This window comes from Paenibacillus pasadenensis (assembly GCF_002864175.1).
GTDB lineage: Bacteria > Bacillota > Bacilli > Paenibacillales > Paenibacillaceae > Paenibacillus_O > Paenibacillus_O pasadenensis.
In genome coordinates, this window is record NZ_NFEZ01000004.1 from 1,572,501 (window position 1) to 1,586,444 (window position 13,944).

Annotated in this window: 7 protein-coding genes, 16 tRNA genes and 1 rRNA gene (1 of these 24 cut by a window edge); all 24 read left to right on the forward strand. The window is 60.2% G+C overall.

Going from position 1 to position 13,944, the window contains the following annotated elements; all coding sequences use genetic code 11:
* Positions 1–1,675, forward strand: a 23S ribosomal RNA gene (locus B8V81_RS16375) (it extends 1,267 nt beyond the left edge of the window).
* 87 nt (positions 1,676–1,762) lie between these two features.
* Positions 1,763–1,838, forward strand: a tRNA-Asn gene (locus B8V81_RS16380).
* Between the two features lie 3 nt (positions 1,839–1,841).
* A tRNA-Ser gene (locus B8V81_RS16385) sits at positions 1,842–1,932 on the forward strand.
* Between the two features lie 5 nt (positions 1,933–1,937).
* A tRNA-Glu gene (locus B8V81_RS16390) sits at positions 1,938–2,012 on the forward strand.
* A gap of 70 nt (positions 2,013–2,082) precedes the next feature.
* A tRNA-Val gene (locus B8V81_RS16395) sits at positions 2,083–2,158 on the forward strand.
* An 8-nt stretch (positions 2,159–2,166) separates the two neighbouring features.
* A tRNA-Met gene (locus B8V81_RS16400) sits at positions 2,167–2,243 on the forward strand.
* Between the two features lie 4 nt (positions 2,244–2,247).
* Positions 2,248–2,324: transfer RNA gene (locus B8V81_RS16405), tRNA-Asp, on the forward strand.
* A 16-nt stretch (positions 2,325–2,340) separates the two neighbouring features.
* Positions 2,341–2,416 (forward strand) — tRNA-Phe (locus B8V81_RS16410).
* Between the two features lie 16 nt (positions 2,417–2,432).
* Positions 2,433–2,508: transfer RNA gene (locus tag B8V81_RS16415), tRNA-Thr, on the forward strand.
* Positions 2,509–2,518: 10 nt separating this feature from the next.
* A tRNA-Tyr gene (locus B8V81_RS16420) sits at positions 2,519–2,604 on the forward strand.
* Between the two features lie 6 nt (positions 2,605–2,610).
* Positions 2,611–2,684, forward strand: a tRNA-Trp gene (locus tag B8V81_RS16425).
* A 5-nt stretch (positions 2,685–2,689) separates the two neighbouring features.
* Positions 2,690–2,765, forward strand: a tRNA-His gene (locus B8V81_RS16430).
* Positions 2,766–2,774: 9 nt separating this feature from the next.
* Positions 2,775–2,849, forward strand: a tRNA-Gln gene (locus B8V81_RS16435).
* A 3-nt stretch (positions 2,850–2,852) separates the two neighbouring features.
* Positions 2,853–2,927: transfer RNA gene (locus B8V81_RS16440), tRNA-Gly, on the forward strand.
* Positions 2,928–2,937: 10 nt separating this feature from the next.
* A tRNA-Cys gene (locus B8V81_RS16445) sits at positions 2,938–3,011 on the forward strand.
* Between the two features lie 18 nt (positions 3,012–3,029).
* Positions 3,030–3,106: transfer RNA gene (locus B8V81_RS16450), tRNA-Arg, on the forward strand.
* A gap of 44 nt (positions 3,107–3,150) precedes the next feature.
* A tRNA-Leu gene (locus tag B8V81_RS16455) sits at positions 3,151–3,233 on the forward strand.
* A gap of 375 nt (positions 3,234–3,608) precedes the next feature.
* Positions 3,609–9,635 (forward strand): phosphodiester glycosidase family protein, encoded by a 6,027-nt coding sequence (locus tag B8V81_RS16460; protein ID WP_180968470.1) that lies wholly within the window; start codon positions 3,609–3,611, stop codon positions 9,633–9,635.
* 198 nt (positions 9,636–9,833) lie between these two features.
* Positions 9,834–10,130, forward strand: coding sequence for a LiaF transmembrane domain-containing protein (locus B8V81_RS16465; protein ID WP_101808762.1), 297 nt, complete (start codon positions 9,834–9,836; stop codon positions 10,128–10,130).
* Positions 10,131–10,172: 42 nt separating this feature from the next.
* Entirely contained in the window at positions 10,173–10,844 is a 672-nt protein-coding gene (locus B8V81_RS16470) for a PspA/IM30 family protein (RefSeq protein ID WP_101808763.1), read from the forward strand.
* A gap of 5 nt (positions 10,845–10,849) precedes the next feature.
* A complete protein-coding gene (locus B8V81_RS16475) occupies positions 10,850–11,329 on the forward strand; it encodes a PspC domain-containing protein (RefSeq protein WP_244912779.1) in 480 nt (159 codons plus the stop codon).
* A 4-nt stretch (positions 11,330–11,333) separates the two neighbouring features.
* Positions 11,334–12,041 (forward strand): PspA/IM30 family protein, encoded by a 708-nt coding sequence (locus B8V81_RS16480; protein ID WP_028600019.1) that lies wholly within the window; start codon positions 11,334–11,336, stop codon positions 12,039–12,041.
* A 178-nt stretch (positions 12,042–12,219) separates the two neighbouring features.
* Positions 12,220–13,218 (forward strand): sensor histidine kinase, encoded by a 999-nt coding sequence (locus B8V81_RS16485; RefSeq protein WP_244912780.1) that lies wholly within the window; start codon positions 12,220–12,222, stop codon positions 13,216–13,218.
* Positions 13,215–13,898, forward strand: coding sequence for a response regulator (locus B8V81_RS16490; RefSeq protein ID WP_028600017.1), 684 nt, complete (start codon positions 13,215–13,217; stop codon positions 13,896–13,898). The genes B8V81_RS16485 and B8V81_RS16490 overlap by 4 nt, the downstream gene beginning before the upstream one ends.
* Positions 13,899–13,944: the final 46 nt, after the last annotated feature.

Consider the following 13,944-nt stretch of genomic DNA (forward strand, 5'->3'; position numbering starts at 1 on the left):
TGAAGTCAGACCGCAAGGACTGGTGGACGGTACACAAGTGAGAATGCCGGTATGAGTAACGAAAAGATCAGTGAGAATCTGATCCGCCGTAAGCCTAAGGGTTCCTGAGGAAGGTTCGTCCGCTCAGGGTAAGTCGGGACCTAAGGCGAGGCCGAAAGGCGTAGTCGAAGGACAACAGGTTGATATTCCTGTACCACCGTAAGCCGTTATGAGCAATGGAGTGACGCAGAAGGGTAGTGACGCGGACCGATGGATGTGTCCGTCCAAGCAGTGAGGCTGGTTTGTTGGCAAATCCGCAAACCGTAAGGCTGGGCTGTGATGGGGAGGGAAACTTACAGTACCGAAGGTCATGATCTCCAGCTGCCAAGAAAAGCTTCTAGCCAGGCGAAGGTGCCCGTACCGCAAACCGACACAGGTAGGCGAGCAGAGCATGCTAAGGCGCGCGGAGTAACTCTCGTTAAGGAACTCGGCAACATGACCCCGTAACTTCGGGAGAAGGGGTGCCTCGGTAGGGTGAATAGCCCGAGGGGGCCGCAGTGAAAAGGCCCAAGCGACTGTTTAGCAAAAACACAGGTCTGTGCGAAGCCGTAAGGCGAAGTATACGGGCTGACGCCTGCCCGGTGCTGGAAGGTTAAGGGGAGCGGTTAGGGGCAACCCGAAGCTGTGAACCGAAGCCCCAGTAAACGGCGGCCGTAACTATAACGGTCCTAAGGTAGCGAAATTCCTTGTCAGGTAAATTCTGACCCGCACGAATGGCGTAACGACTTGGGCGCTGTCTCAACGAGAGATCCGGTGAAATTTTACTACCTGTGAAGATGCAGGTTACCCGCGACAAGACGGAAAGACCCCATGGAGCTTTACTGCAGCTTGATATTGGACTTTGGTACGATCTGTACAGGATAGGTGGGAGCCTAGGAAGCCGGAGCGCCAGCTTCGGTGGAGGCGCCGTTGGGATACCACCCTGATCGTATCGGAGTTCTAACCTGTCACCGTGAAGCCGGTGAAGGGACCGTGTCAGGCGGGCAGTTTGACTGGGGCGGTCGCCTCCTAAAATGTAACGGAGGCGCCCAAAGGTTCCCTCAGAATGGTTGGAAATCATTCGAAGCGTGCAAAGGCATAAGGGAGCTTGACTGCGAGACCAACAAGTCGAGCAGGGACGAAAGTCGGGCTTAGTGATCCGGTGGTACCGAATGGAAGGGCCATCGCTCAACGGATAAAAGCTACCCTGGGGATAACAGGCTTATCTCCCCCAAGAGTCCACATCGACGGGGAGGTTTGGCACCTCGATGTCGGCTCATCGCATCCTGGGGCTGAAGTAGGTCCCAAGGGTTGGGCTGTTCGCCCATTAAAGCGGTACGCGAGCTGGGTTCAGAACGTCGTGAGACAGTTCGGTCCCTATCTGTCGTGGGCGTAGGAAATTTGAGAGGAGCTGTCCTTAGTACGAGAGGACCGGGATGGACGTACCGCTGGTGTACCAGTTGTTCCGCCAGGAGCACCGCTGGGTAGCTACGTACGGACGGGATAAGCGCTGAAAGCATCTAAGCGCGAAGCCCCCCTCAAGATGAGATTTCCCAGTATGTAAGACCCCTGGAAGACGACCAGGTGGATAGGCTCGAGGTGGAAGCGCGGCAACGTGTGCAGCTGACGAGTACTAATCGGTCGAGGGCTTATCCTATTCAAGCAAGAACCAGCCGGTCAGCACGGCATTTCGTTCGATCCAGTTTTCAGGGCGCAAGTCCTGAAGCATCCCATCGCTTCATATTCCCTGATAGCTCAGTTGGTAGAGCACTCGACTGTTAATCGAGTTGTCACAGGTTCGAGTCCTGTTCGGGGAGCCATCTGGAGAGCTGTCCGAGTGGTCGAAGGAGCACGATTGGAAATCGTGTATACGTTAATCGCGTATCGAGAGTTCGAATCTCTCGCTCTCCGCCAGATATGGCCCGTTGGTCAAGGGGTTAAGACACCTCCCTTTCACGGAGGTAACAGGGGTTCGAATCCCCTACGGGTCACCATTTTTCTTTCGATGGCTTGATATTGGATATCGAATTAAGGTATATTAATACAAGCTGTTGTAATTGTTATGGAAGCTTAGCTCAGCTGGGAGAGCATCTGCCTTACAAGCAGAGGGTCGGGGGTTCGACCCCCTCAGCTTCCACCATGAACTATCGCGGGGTGGAGCAGTCCGGTAGCTCGTCGGGCTCATAACCCGAAGGTCACAGGTTCAAATCCTGTCCCCGCAACCAATACGGAGCTGTGGTGTAGAGGCCTAACATGCCTGCCTGTCACGCAGGAGACCGCGGGTTCGAATCCCGTCAGCTCCGCCATTTTCTAAAAATGTTAGGCTCGGTAGCTCAGTTGGTAGAGCAAAGGACTGAAAATCCTTGTGTCGGCGGTTCGATTCCGTCCCGAGCCACCATTTGAAAATTGAATACGCCGCTGTAGCTCAACTGGTAGAGCAACTGACTTGTAATCAGTAGGTTGGGGGTTCAAGTCCTCTCGGCGGCACCAGCTTTTCCGTGGAGGATTAGCGAAGTGGCCAAACGCAGCAGACTGTAAATCTGTTCTCTGACGAGTTCGGTGGTTCGAATCCATCATCCTCCACCAGTTTATAGGGGCATAGTTTAAAGGTAGAACAGCGGTCTCCAAAACCGTTAGTGTGGGTTCAATTCCTGCTGCCCCTGCCAGCATGGCGATCGTGGCGAAGTGGTTAACGCACCGGATTGTGGTTCCGGCATTCGGGGGTTCAATTCCCCTCGATCGCCCCATGTGTTTGTTGGGGATTAGCCAAGCGGTAAGGCAACGGACTTTGACTCCGTCATTCTCAGGTTCGATCCCTGAATCCCCAGCCATTTGCGGAAGTGGCTCAGCGGTAGAGCATCGCCTTGCCAAGGCGAGGGTCGCGGGTTCGATTCCCGTCTTCCGCTCCATTTTTATTGAGGCGCCATAGCCAAGTGGTAAGGCAAAGCTCTGCAAAAGCTTTACCCCCAGTTCGAGTCTGGGTGGCGCCTCCATTCTTTTTTGCTTGATGTGTGCCCTTAGCTCAGCTGGATAGAGCATTTGACTACGAATCAAAAGGTCAGGAGTTCGAATCTCTTAGGGCACGCCACAAGCGGATTTTTTTATTTTAAGAGCTCTTGTACGTTTATCTTTGCTGGTGTGGCGGAATGGCAGACGCGGCGGACTCAAAATCCGCTTCCGGAGACGGAGTGGGGGTTCGAGTCCCTTCACCAGCATCACGAATGAAACCCTTAGGAAATTTTTCCTAAGGGTTTTTTGTGCTTTTCGTAGGATATCTTCGGCAAGGTCAATGGAATTAAAATTATGAAATAAAAGTTAAATTTGAAATATTAATATGAAATTTATATTCAAATGATGAGGAGTTGATACTCGCCGGTTAGGCTGGAGGAAGACATAGCCATCACAAAGAGGAACAGGAAATCATTCGTTTCTAAGGGGGATTGAAAATGAGGGCAAGAAGCAGATCCGGCTATTCGATTCTGGTTGCGTTTCTGATCGTAGCCTTGCTGCAGCAAACGTGGGCTTTTCAAGCTTTTTCCGCTGAGCTAGAGCCTCAATATGGCCGCATTGTAGATTCACGGCAGCTGGACTTGGTCCCAGGCGCTCGGTATGTCTGGCAGGATGTAGAGGATCAGCGCGGCAGACAGAAGATCCATGCCGTCTCGTTCCGTCCCGGAATGGACGGGCTTGAGCTGCGGGCCGGACTGAAGGACGGAAAAGTATACGGAATGAAGGGCGTGACCGAGATGGCAGCCTATGCGGATAAGCCTGGAAATCGTGTCGTCGCTGGCATCAACGGCGATTTTTATGAGATATCCGGCTTTGCTACGGGCGTACCGAACGGGCTCTTTGTCGATGAAGGCCGGATTCTCAATAGCGGCATTTCGCCCTATGCTTTCGGTCTCACGAGGGACGGCCGTTCATTGTACGGCTCGCCGAAGCTGACGAAAATGATCGAGATCAAGGGGGGCTCCTATGAGCTCACGAGCATCAACCGTCATCGGGATGTCGATCAGCTGGTCTTTTATACATCGGACTATTCTCAATCGACTCATACCTCTCCCGACGGGGACGAATATGTGCTGACGATACGGGAAGGGGAAGTGAAAAGCGGACAGCAGGTCAAGCTCCAGGTTGCCGAAGTCCGAACGGGAAAAGGCGACACGGCATTGACGGAAGGAACCGTCGTCTTATCCGCCTCCGGAACGGCAAGAGCCGTTGCCTCCGGGCTTAAGGCAGGAGACGAGGTCGTCGCTTCTTTCCTGCTGGACGGTCCTTGGCAGGAGGCGGAGCTGATCATCGGCGGAACCGGACCGCTCGTAAAAGATGGCGTCGTCCAAGCCGATGTCGGTCCGGCAGGCGTCCATCCACGGACCGCTATCGGCACCAAGGCCGACGGCAGCGTCGTCCTGTTCGAGGTCGACGGCAGAGCGCCTGGCTTCAGCGAGGGCGTCGAGACGACCGAACTGGGCGGCATGATGAAGGATATGGGCATCGTGCAGGCGATGAATCTGGACGGGGGAGGCTCATCGACGTTTATTGCCCGCATGCCGGGAACATCTAAAGCGGTCATGATGAACCGCGGATCGGACGGGTTCGAGCGCAAGACCGGCAATGGGCTGCTGCTTGTCAGCACGGCGCCAGAAACCGGGATCGCGGCGAGTCTGGCGGTACAGCCTTCGGCCGAGCGGATTTTGGCCGGCTCGTCGCTGGCCTTCACAGCCGCAGGCGTGGATGAGAACGGCCATCCTGCTCCAATGGCAGGCGAGCCTGTCTGGAGCAGCGAGGGCGGAATCGGAACGATCGGAAGCGACGGCAAGCTCCAGGCGGGGACGAGCGCGGGCAGCGGGTTGGTCCGAGCGGCATCCGGGCAAGCGAGCGGTACGGCTCAGGTCGAGGTAGTGGACGTCTTGACCGGCCTGGAGTTCCCCGACAAGGCGAAGACGTTTTCCAGCGGGGCCAAGGAAAAGCTCGCTGTTCGGGCGCTGAGAGACGGGCAGGTCATCCAAGCCGACAACCGGAGCCTGCAGTGGAGAGTGGAAGGCGATATCGGCACGATCGACGCGGAGGGGGTCTTTGCCGCTGCGGAAGAAACGGGCGTGCACGGCAAGATCGTCGCCAGCTACAGCGGCATCGAAGCGACCATGGACGTCAGCGTCGGCGTTCCGCCGGCTCTGCTGGAGACGTTCGAGCAGGGCTTGTCCGCGTATCAGGCATCCGGCGCCGCGTTCAATTCGGTGGAAATCGCCGAGACGTCCGATCCCGACTTCGTCCGCAGCGGGCAGAAGTCGCTCAAGCTGGATTACGACTTCACGGGCAAAACCGGCACGTCAGGGGCCTATCTGAGCGCCGTATCTCAAGAGACGCGGATCCAGGTGCCGGGCTACCCGGAAAAAATCAGCATGTGGGTATACGGAGACGGAAAGAAGCACTGGCTGCGCGGGCAGCTGAGGGACGGCAACAACGCGGCGGTGGCGATCGACTTCACCGATCAAGGAATCGGCGTCGATTGGACGGGCTGGCGCTATGTCGAAGCCGCGGTGCCGAAGGGCAAGACGCTTCCGTTCACGATGGACATGCCCGTCCGATATATGGAGACGAAAAATACGAACAAAACGGCAGGCACGCTCTACATCGACGACATCCGCGCCGTCTACGGTCCGCTGGAAGAGGACCGCGAGCCCCCGGCGCTCCTAAAGGCTTCGCCGGCTGCCAATGAGAGAGTGTCCACGCCGACGCCGATGATCTCCGTGACGGCAGAAGATGCCGGCTACGATCCGGTCCAGCATCCGGGAACGACGCTGATCGATCCGGAGTCGATCCGGGTCTATGTCGATGACCAGAAGGTCGAGCATGGCTTGTACCCTCCCAAGGGCGAGATTTCCTACAAGCCGCGGGAGCCGTTGGCGGAAGGACGGCATAAGGTCAAAGTGGCGGTCCGGGACCTGGCCGGCAACCAGACGATCCAAACCTGGTCTTTCAGCGTCAATCTGGGCTCGCCGTATTACGAATATGGCACTTCGGAGGAACTTCATCCTGGCGGAACCTACGCGGTGGAGGTTCGGGCCGAAAAAGCGTCCAAGCTGATGGAAGGGCATATCGCCTTCCGCTTCGATCCGAATGCGGCCGGAGGCTTGCAGGTGCGGCGCTCCGACAAGGTGTCGGAGCAGCAGCTGGAGACAACGGTAGACGAGGAACAAGGCGTAGTTCGCTTGAACTTCAAGCAATTGCATGAGGCGGGACTGTCCGATGAGGATTCGATCGCCTCGATCCTGTACACGGTGGACAGCGGCTATATCGGTCCCCACACGCTGGAGGAAGCGAAGGGAGAGCTGGCGCGTCCGTTTGCAATCCGCTTCGAGTCGGGCTCCGTCCGATCGACGGAAGGCGAAGGCAAGACGATCGAATTCGCCGGACCGGACATTGAGGCGGTCGTGCGTCCGGAGCTTTCCTTGGCTTGGCAGCCGCATGAGATCGCGCTTGGGGAGCCTGCGGAATTCACCGTCCTGAGGCAAGGGGCGGCGGTGCCGGATGCGAGGCTGCTCTTGAACGGCATTGAAGTGAGCGACGGCTCTGCAGAAGAGGGCGGCATCATCCGCAGCCTCGAAGCTGCGGCCAAGGCGGGAACCTACACGCTGCAAGCCGTGTCGGGCACATCGTACAGCGCGCTGCTGCGCTATACGGTCGCGCCCCCGGCAGGCTCTTCGGCGCCGCAAAATGTAAATGTCACGGTCGGAGAGGACGCCGCGACGGAGCGGCTGTTCGCTTGGCAGACGTCCCCGGAGACGAAGGGCACGGTCGTCGAGCTGGCGGAGCGGGAGGCGTTCGAGGGCTTCGATAAAGGCGCGGTCCAGCGGATCGAAGGAACGTCGAGCCTGTATACGACGGACAACGACGGCACCCTCCGCTTGCACCGGGCTCGGTCCGCCCATCTGGAGCCGGATACCGAGTATGCCTACCGGGTCGGAGACGGACACGGAGCCTGGAGCTCCGAAGGCTCGTTCCGCACGAGCGGGGACAAGGGAGCGACGACTCGATTGCTGTTTTTCGGCGACTCGCAGGCGGGCGATCAGGCCGGCTTCAAGCTTTGGGGCGATACGCTCAAGCGGGCGCTGGCGGACGTGCCGGATACGGATCTGATCCTTCATGCCGGCGATATGGTGGACAAAGGCTTTGAGCAGGAGCAGTGGAACTGGTGGTTCAGCGAAGCCGGCGAAGCGCTCCGCACGACGACGCTCGTGCCGGTCATCGGCAATCACGAGGTCATGGGCACGAACGGAAGCGGCGACTTCCGGGCGCAGTTCCAGACGCCGGACAACGGGGCTTCGGCAGCTCGGGGAACGAGCTATTCCTTCGACATCAAGGATACCCATGTCGTCGTCCTCGATACCGAGCAGGCCGATGCCGGGCTCAAGGAGCAAGCGGAATGGCTGGATCGCGACCTGGCCGGCTCCGAGGCGAAATGGACGGTGCTCGTGTTCCATCAAGGTCCTTACGGCAGCATTTATTCGAATGAGAAGGTCCAGCAGCTGTGGGTGCCTGTCATCGACAAGCATGAGGTCGACCTCGTGCTGAACGGCCATGACCACATCTATATGAGAAGCTATCCGATGAGGGGCGGGCAGATCGCGGCGGAAGAGGACGGCACCCGCTACGTCATCGGCGGCTCTTCCGGACCGAAGTTCTATGCCTGGACGGAGCGCATGTGGCAGGAGAAGATTTTTGATGGAGACGAGCAGATCTATACGTCGATCGTTATCGGCGAAAAGGAGATCCAGCTGACGGCGAAAAAGCAGGACGGAAGCATCGTCGACACGCTGCGCATTCCAAGCCGCGAGGCGGAGAAGCCGGCCTCGCTGCGGCTGACGGGCAAGCTGCAGCTGAAGCCGGGAGATACGGATGCCGTCGTGACCGAGGCGGTGTACGCCTCCGGCCGCGTGCAAGCGATTCGGGAAGGCGTCGCGTACTCCAGCTCGAATGAGCGGGTCGCGACAATCGACCGCGACGGAATCGTCACGGCGCTGCAGGCAGGCCGCGCTGTCGTGCAGGCCGAGCATGGCGGCTTGACGGCGAGCTACGAGCTGGAAGTGACGGAGAAGGAGCCGACGCTCGCGTCGATCCGGCTCCAAGGACCGCGCAAGCTGGCTCCGGGAGAAAGCGCCGTGTTAGTTACCGAAGCGGTATACAGCGACGGGCTTCGTTATGAGCTGAAGGGAGTCGAGTACGGCACGGACCATCCGTCCGTGGCGATCGTCCAAGACGGCTATCTGAAGGCGGTCGGAGCCGGCCGGACGGTCGTGACCGCCGTCTACGGAGAATGGCGAGACCGGTACGAGCTGGAGGTTGCAAGCCCGGCATCGCCTTCGCCGGAGCCTTCGCCGACGCCGAGCCCGAGTCCGGATCCGAGCCCGGATCCGACTCCAGCGCCAAGCGTTCCGGCATCGCCGACGCCGCGTCCAGGCGGCGACCCGACCCCGACGCCGACGCCGTCGTCGGATGTGCTGGTGCTGACGGAAGAACAGCTGCGAGGAGCGGGGCAGGAGGAGAGCCGCGTCGTCGTGAGCGTTTCGGACTGGCCAAGCCGGATCGCGTTCCCGGACCGGGTTGGCGAGCTGCTGGACGGGCGGACGCTGCAGATCCAATCGAGCCGGATCCGCGTCTCGATTCCAGCGGACACGCTCCGCAAGCTGCAGAGCCGGCTGCCGGGAGATGAATCCGCCGCCGCGGGCGCGAGCCTCGTGCTGACATCCCTCCCGCAGGATGCGGAAAAGCTGCTGGCCGCCGCCGCGGTACGCTACAACGCCCGGGTGCAGGCCGCGGGCGAGCTGCGGGAATGGTCGCTGGCGCTGGTCGGCCAAGACGGCCGGACGATCGCCGTATCGGATCAGCCGATCGGAGTGGAGCTGCTTCAGGAAGGAACGTATCCTCAGCGGACAGGCCTTTATCGGCTGTTGCCGGATGGAACGCTTCGCTTCGAAGGGGCCGCGGCAGGCTCCTGGGCTTCCATGAAGCTGGAGGAAGCCGGCGTATACGGAATGCTTCTATTCGAACGGTCCTATACGGATGTGAAGGCCGGCCATTGGGCCGAGGGAGCGATCCATTCCTTGACGGCGAGGCTGATCGTGCAGGGCGTTGGCGGACAGGCGTTCGAGCCGGGGCGGAGCGTGACCCGCGCCGAGTTCGCGGCGATGCTGGCCCGCGCTCTAAGGCTGGAGCCGAGCGACGGAGAAGCGGGCTATGCGGACGTTTCGCCGGACAGCTGGCATGCCGCCGAGATCGCGCAGGCCCGGCAGGCTGGACTGACGATGGGCTCGGCTGCCGGGCGGTTTGAGCCGGACCGTGCGATCATGCGCCAGGAAATGGCCGCCATGCTGGTCCGCGCCTACGCGCATCGAACGGAGCGGCCGCTCCCGGACGCGCCAGCGGACGCGGGCTTCCGCGATACGGCCAAGCTGGCGGCTTGGGCCAAGCAGGCGATCGGCCAGGCTGACTCGCTCGGATTGATCGAGGGGGCCGGCGACGGCCGGTTCCTGCCGGTCGCGAGCGGGACGCGGGCCGAGGCGGTCGTTTTGATTCAGCGGCTCCTGGACCTGCTGGAGGCGATCGAACAGGATTGACGAAGGGGCGCCCGCCGGGGCGCCTTTTCTGCTTGTCCTGCCAGGTCCGGGAAGCCCCCGGACAGCGGGTGGAGGAAGCCCCCGACCTGAGTCCAGGTCGAGAAACGTTCCGAGGTCCGTTTTGGGAAATGCGCGTCTGACCTAGAATAAAGACATGAAGAAAACGACCAAAGGTCCGGAAGGCGGTGACAATCAACGATGAAAAAGAATTCGACGGTAGGCTTAGTCTTGATTGCGGCAGGGGTGCTCGTCGCAATGAAATTCCTGGGGCTCGGACATTTGATCAGCTGGGTCGTCTCGCTGCTGTTCCCTCTGATCCTGATCGGCCTCGGCTACATCGGATGGCGCAACGGCAATCGGCTGATCGGCGGCATTCTCGCCTTTATCGGCGTAATCATCCTGCTCGGCAAGCTGTCTGGCCTGTTCCTGCTGCTGCTGGCGATCGGCCTGATCGCATGGGGCGTATCGAAGCTCAAAGAAGGACGTACTTACTGACCGGATATCGCATCATAAGCGCCTGCTAAGGAGGAAGAATGGATGAGCATCATCAGAAGAGTTCGCGACATTACGCTCGCAACCTTGAACGAGCATCTTGAAAAAGCCGAGGATCCGGTCAAGCTGATCGACCAGTTCCTGTGGGCGACGCGGGAGGAGATCATTCAGTCCGAACGGCTGCACGCCCAGTACTCGACGCATGGCCAGCATCTGAAAATGCAATGGCTCCAGGCGGAGCAGCAGAAGGAAAAGAGAGAGCAGCAAGCGGTGACGGCGCTGAAAGCCGGAGAAGAGCAGCTGGCTCGCATCGCCCTTCACGAAAAGGCTTCGGCCGAGGAACGCTCCGCCCAATACCGCGACCTGTACGAGCAGAGCCGGCTCAACATGGAGGATCTGGAAAAGACGCTGCAGGAGATGCGCAGCGAGTATCAGATCGTATACGACAAGCGGGAATACTACTCGGCCCGCATGGAATCGCTCAAGCTGCAGCAGCGCATGAACTCGCGCTATGGCGCGGTCGGCTCCAGCGGCAAGCCGGAGGGCATGTTCCGCCGCCTGGACGACCGCATCAGCGGCCTGGAGCATGAAGCCCGCAGCCTGCGCGATCTCAGGCAGGGCGGCCCCGACTACGCCGGTCCGCAGCGCGGAGTCGGCAATCCCCAAGTCGAGCTGGAGCTGGAGCAGCTCAAACGGAAGCTAGGACAAGGAGGCTGACCGACATGAAGCAACTTTACCGGTCCAGACAAAAGAAGATCATGACCGGGCTCAGCGGCGGATTGTCCGATTACTTCAACGTCGATGTCAATCTGCTCCGCATCCTGATCATCATCCTGGCGATCTGCACGAGCGGAGCTGCGATCGTGGTCTACATTCTGGCGGCGCTCGTCATTCCGAAGGAGCCGCCCTACGATTCCTACCCGCCCGGAGGCTACGGATCCTATGGCGGATACGGCGGCCCGCAGCGTCCGGAGCAAGGCTACGGCTTCGATCCGCGCAGACGCCAGGAGGGTCCTCACGGCGGCCCGTACCGCAACCCGCCGCATTTCGGCGCCGGCGCGCATGATCCGGCATGGAAGGACGCTTCGGAGCCGACCGCGTCCGAGCTGGACAAAATGATGGACGATCTGGAGAAAAAGGCGCTCCGCAAGGAGCTGGACGATTTGAAAGCCAAACTCGCGAAATACGAGAAGGGAGAATGACAACATGGGTATTTTCAAACGGATGAAGGATATTACGAAGGCTTCGATGCATGAGGTGCTGGACAAGATGGAGGATCCGGTCATCATGCTCAACCAGTACCTGCGCGACATGGAGCAGGAGATCCACCAGGCGGAGGTCACCGTCGCCAAGCAGATGGCGAACGAGCGCCGCATGCAGCAGCGCTACGAGGAAGCTCAGCGCAGCGCGGCGGACCGCGACAGCAAGGCCGAGGCGGCTCTGCGCTCCGGACAGGAGGATCTGGCCCGCACGATGCTGGAGGAAAAGCTGTACTTCGACGAGAAGACCGAGGAATTCAGCCGCCTCCATGCGGAAGCCAAAGCTCAGGCCGATGAGCTGAAGCATCAGCTGTACGGCATGAAGGACGAATTCTACCAGCTGCGCAACAAGCGCAACGAGCTGGCGGCGCGCGCTCAAATGGCCAAGGCCAAGAAGCAGATGTCCCAGAGCTCTTCCGTCGGCCATATCGACTCGGGCACCGCTTCCCGCGGCTTCGGCCGCATGGAGGAGAAGATCCTTCGCCTGGAGGCGGAAGCCGATGTGCTCCGCACGCCTTACGGTCAAGGAACCGGCGGCTATCGCTCTGAGACGAAGCCGGAGAACCAGCTCAAGGTCGAGGAGCAGCTGCGTCTGCTCAAGAACAAGCTGAATCCGACGCCGCCGGCGGAAGAGCCGACGTCGACGGAATCCTAGGACGACAGGCGGAACGGGGGCCGAGACTCGCGGCTGCTCGTCCTGCGGCAGCCCCAACCGGACAGCTGAAGCTGACGGTTCGGGGCTTTTCTTTGGTTGAGTGGCTTCGTTGCGACGGCATGAGCTTGTTCCGACAGCTCGGGAAGCGTTAAAGTAGAGAAAGAGAGGGGGAGCTGAATTGTCCGCCAAGAAACCTCCGGGCAGCGAACGGGAGCCAAGCCGCCGCAACCGAATGGAAATTCTGCTGTGGCTGCTCATTTTGCTGGGCTTGCTGCTCATTTTGCTGCAAGGGCTCGGGTATGTGGAGTTTTTCGCGCTGCAGGGCAAGGCCGCTCTGTACGGACTGTCGATCATCGCGGTCGCGATGGCGGCGGCCGCGCTCAAGAGCTCGGTGCAGACGAGCAAGCTGAAGGAAGCGCTGCGCAAGCTCAATCAGCAGCAGGGGGCGCGGCGCAAGACGATTACGATTCCGTCGGCGAAGGATCACGACGAGCAAGACGAGCAAGAGGAGCAGGAGCGCGAGGAATGGCAGGAGCAGGTAAAGTTCACTGCGGTCATCGAAGAGCGCCAGCGTCTCGCTCGGGAGCTGCATGACGCGGTCAGCCAGCAGCTGTTCGCCATCTCCATGACGGCTACCGCCGTCAGCCGGACGATCGAAAAGGACTGGGAACGGGCGCGCCGCCAAGTGCAGCTGATCGAGGAGATGGCGGCGGTCGCCCAATCCGAGATGAGGGCGCTGCTGCTTCATCTGCGGCCGGTCCATCTCGACGGCAAGGATTTGGCGCAGGCGCTGGAGCGGCTCGTGTCGGAGCTGCAGGCGAAGGTGCCGATGGAGATCAGCATCCAGGTCGATCGGACGCTGCTGTTCCATCCCAATGCGGAGGACCATTTGTTCCGCATCGCGCAGGAGGCTCTTTCGAATACGCTGCGGCATGCCAAGGCGACCAAGATGGACATTTCGCTGAGACGGGACGGATCGATGGCCAAGCTGAGCTTCACCGACAACGGAATCGGATTCGATTTGGAAGAAAAGAAGCAGGCCTCTTACGGCTTGCTGACGATGGGGGAGCGCATCCATGAGCTGGGCGGACGGATCGCCGTCAATACGGCTCTGGGCGAGGGCACCGCGATCGAGATGTGGGTGCCGCTCGAGGATGGAAAGGGGATAGGAGCATGAGCAGAGCGTTAGACGTCGAAGGCCGGGAGGCATCGGCGATCCGGGTGCTGCTGGTCGACGATCATGAGATGGTGCGGATCGGACTGGCGGCGGTGCTGGATACCGAGGACGGCATCGAGGTCGTCGGCGAAGCGGGCAACGGCAAGGACGGGGTCCGCCTGGCCATGGCCTACAAGCCGGAGGTCGTGCTGATGGATCTCGTCATGGAGGAGATGGACGGCGTGGAGACGACCCGGCAGATCATGGAGCAGCTGCCGGAGACGAAGGTCATCGTGCTGACCAGCTATCTGGACGACAGCAAGCTGTACCCGGTCATCGAGGCGGGGGCGTTCAGCTATTTGCTGAAAACGTCGCGCGCCGGCGAGATCGCGGACGCGATCCGGGCCGCGTCCCGCGGACAGTCCGTGCTGGAGTCGCAGGTGGCGGCCAAGATGATGAACCGTTTCCGGCAGCCGAAGCCGTCCGCGCAAAAAGCTCCGCATGAGGAGCTTACGGAGCGGGAGATGGACGTGCTCAAGCTGGTCGCCCAGGGGCTGTCCAACCAGGACATCGCCGACCGGCTGTTCATCAGCATCAAGACCGTCAAGTTCCATGTGACGAACGTGCTGAACAAGCTTGGCGTAGAGGACCGCACGCAAGCCGCGATCTACGCGCACAAGCATGATTTGGCGCTCGACTGAACCGGCGCGGGCGACAGGCGGGCGGGCCGCATGGCCGACGCCCGCG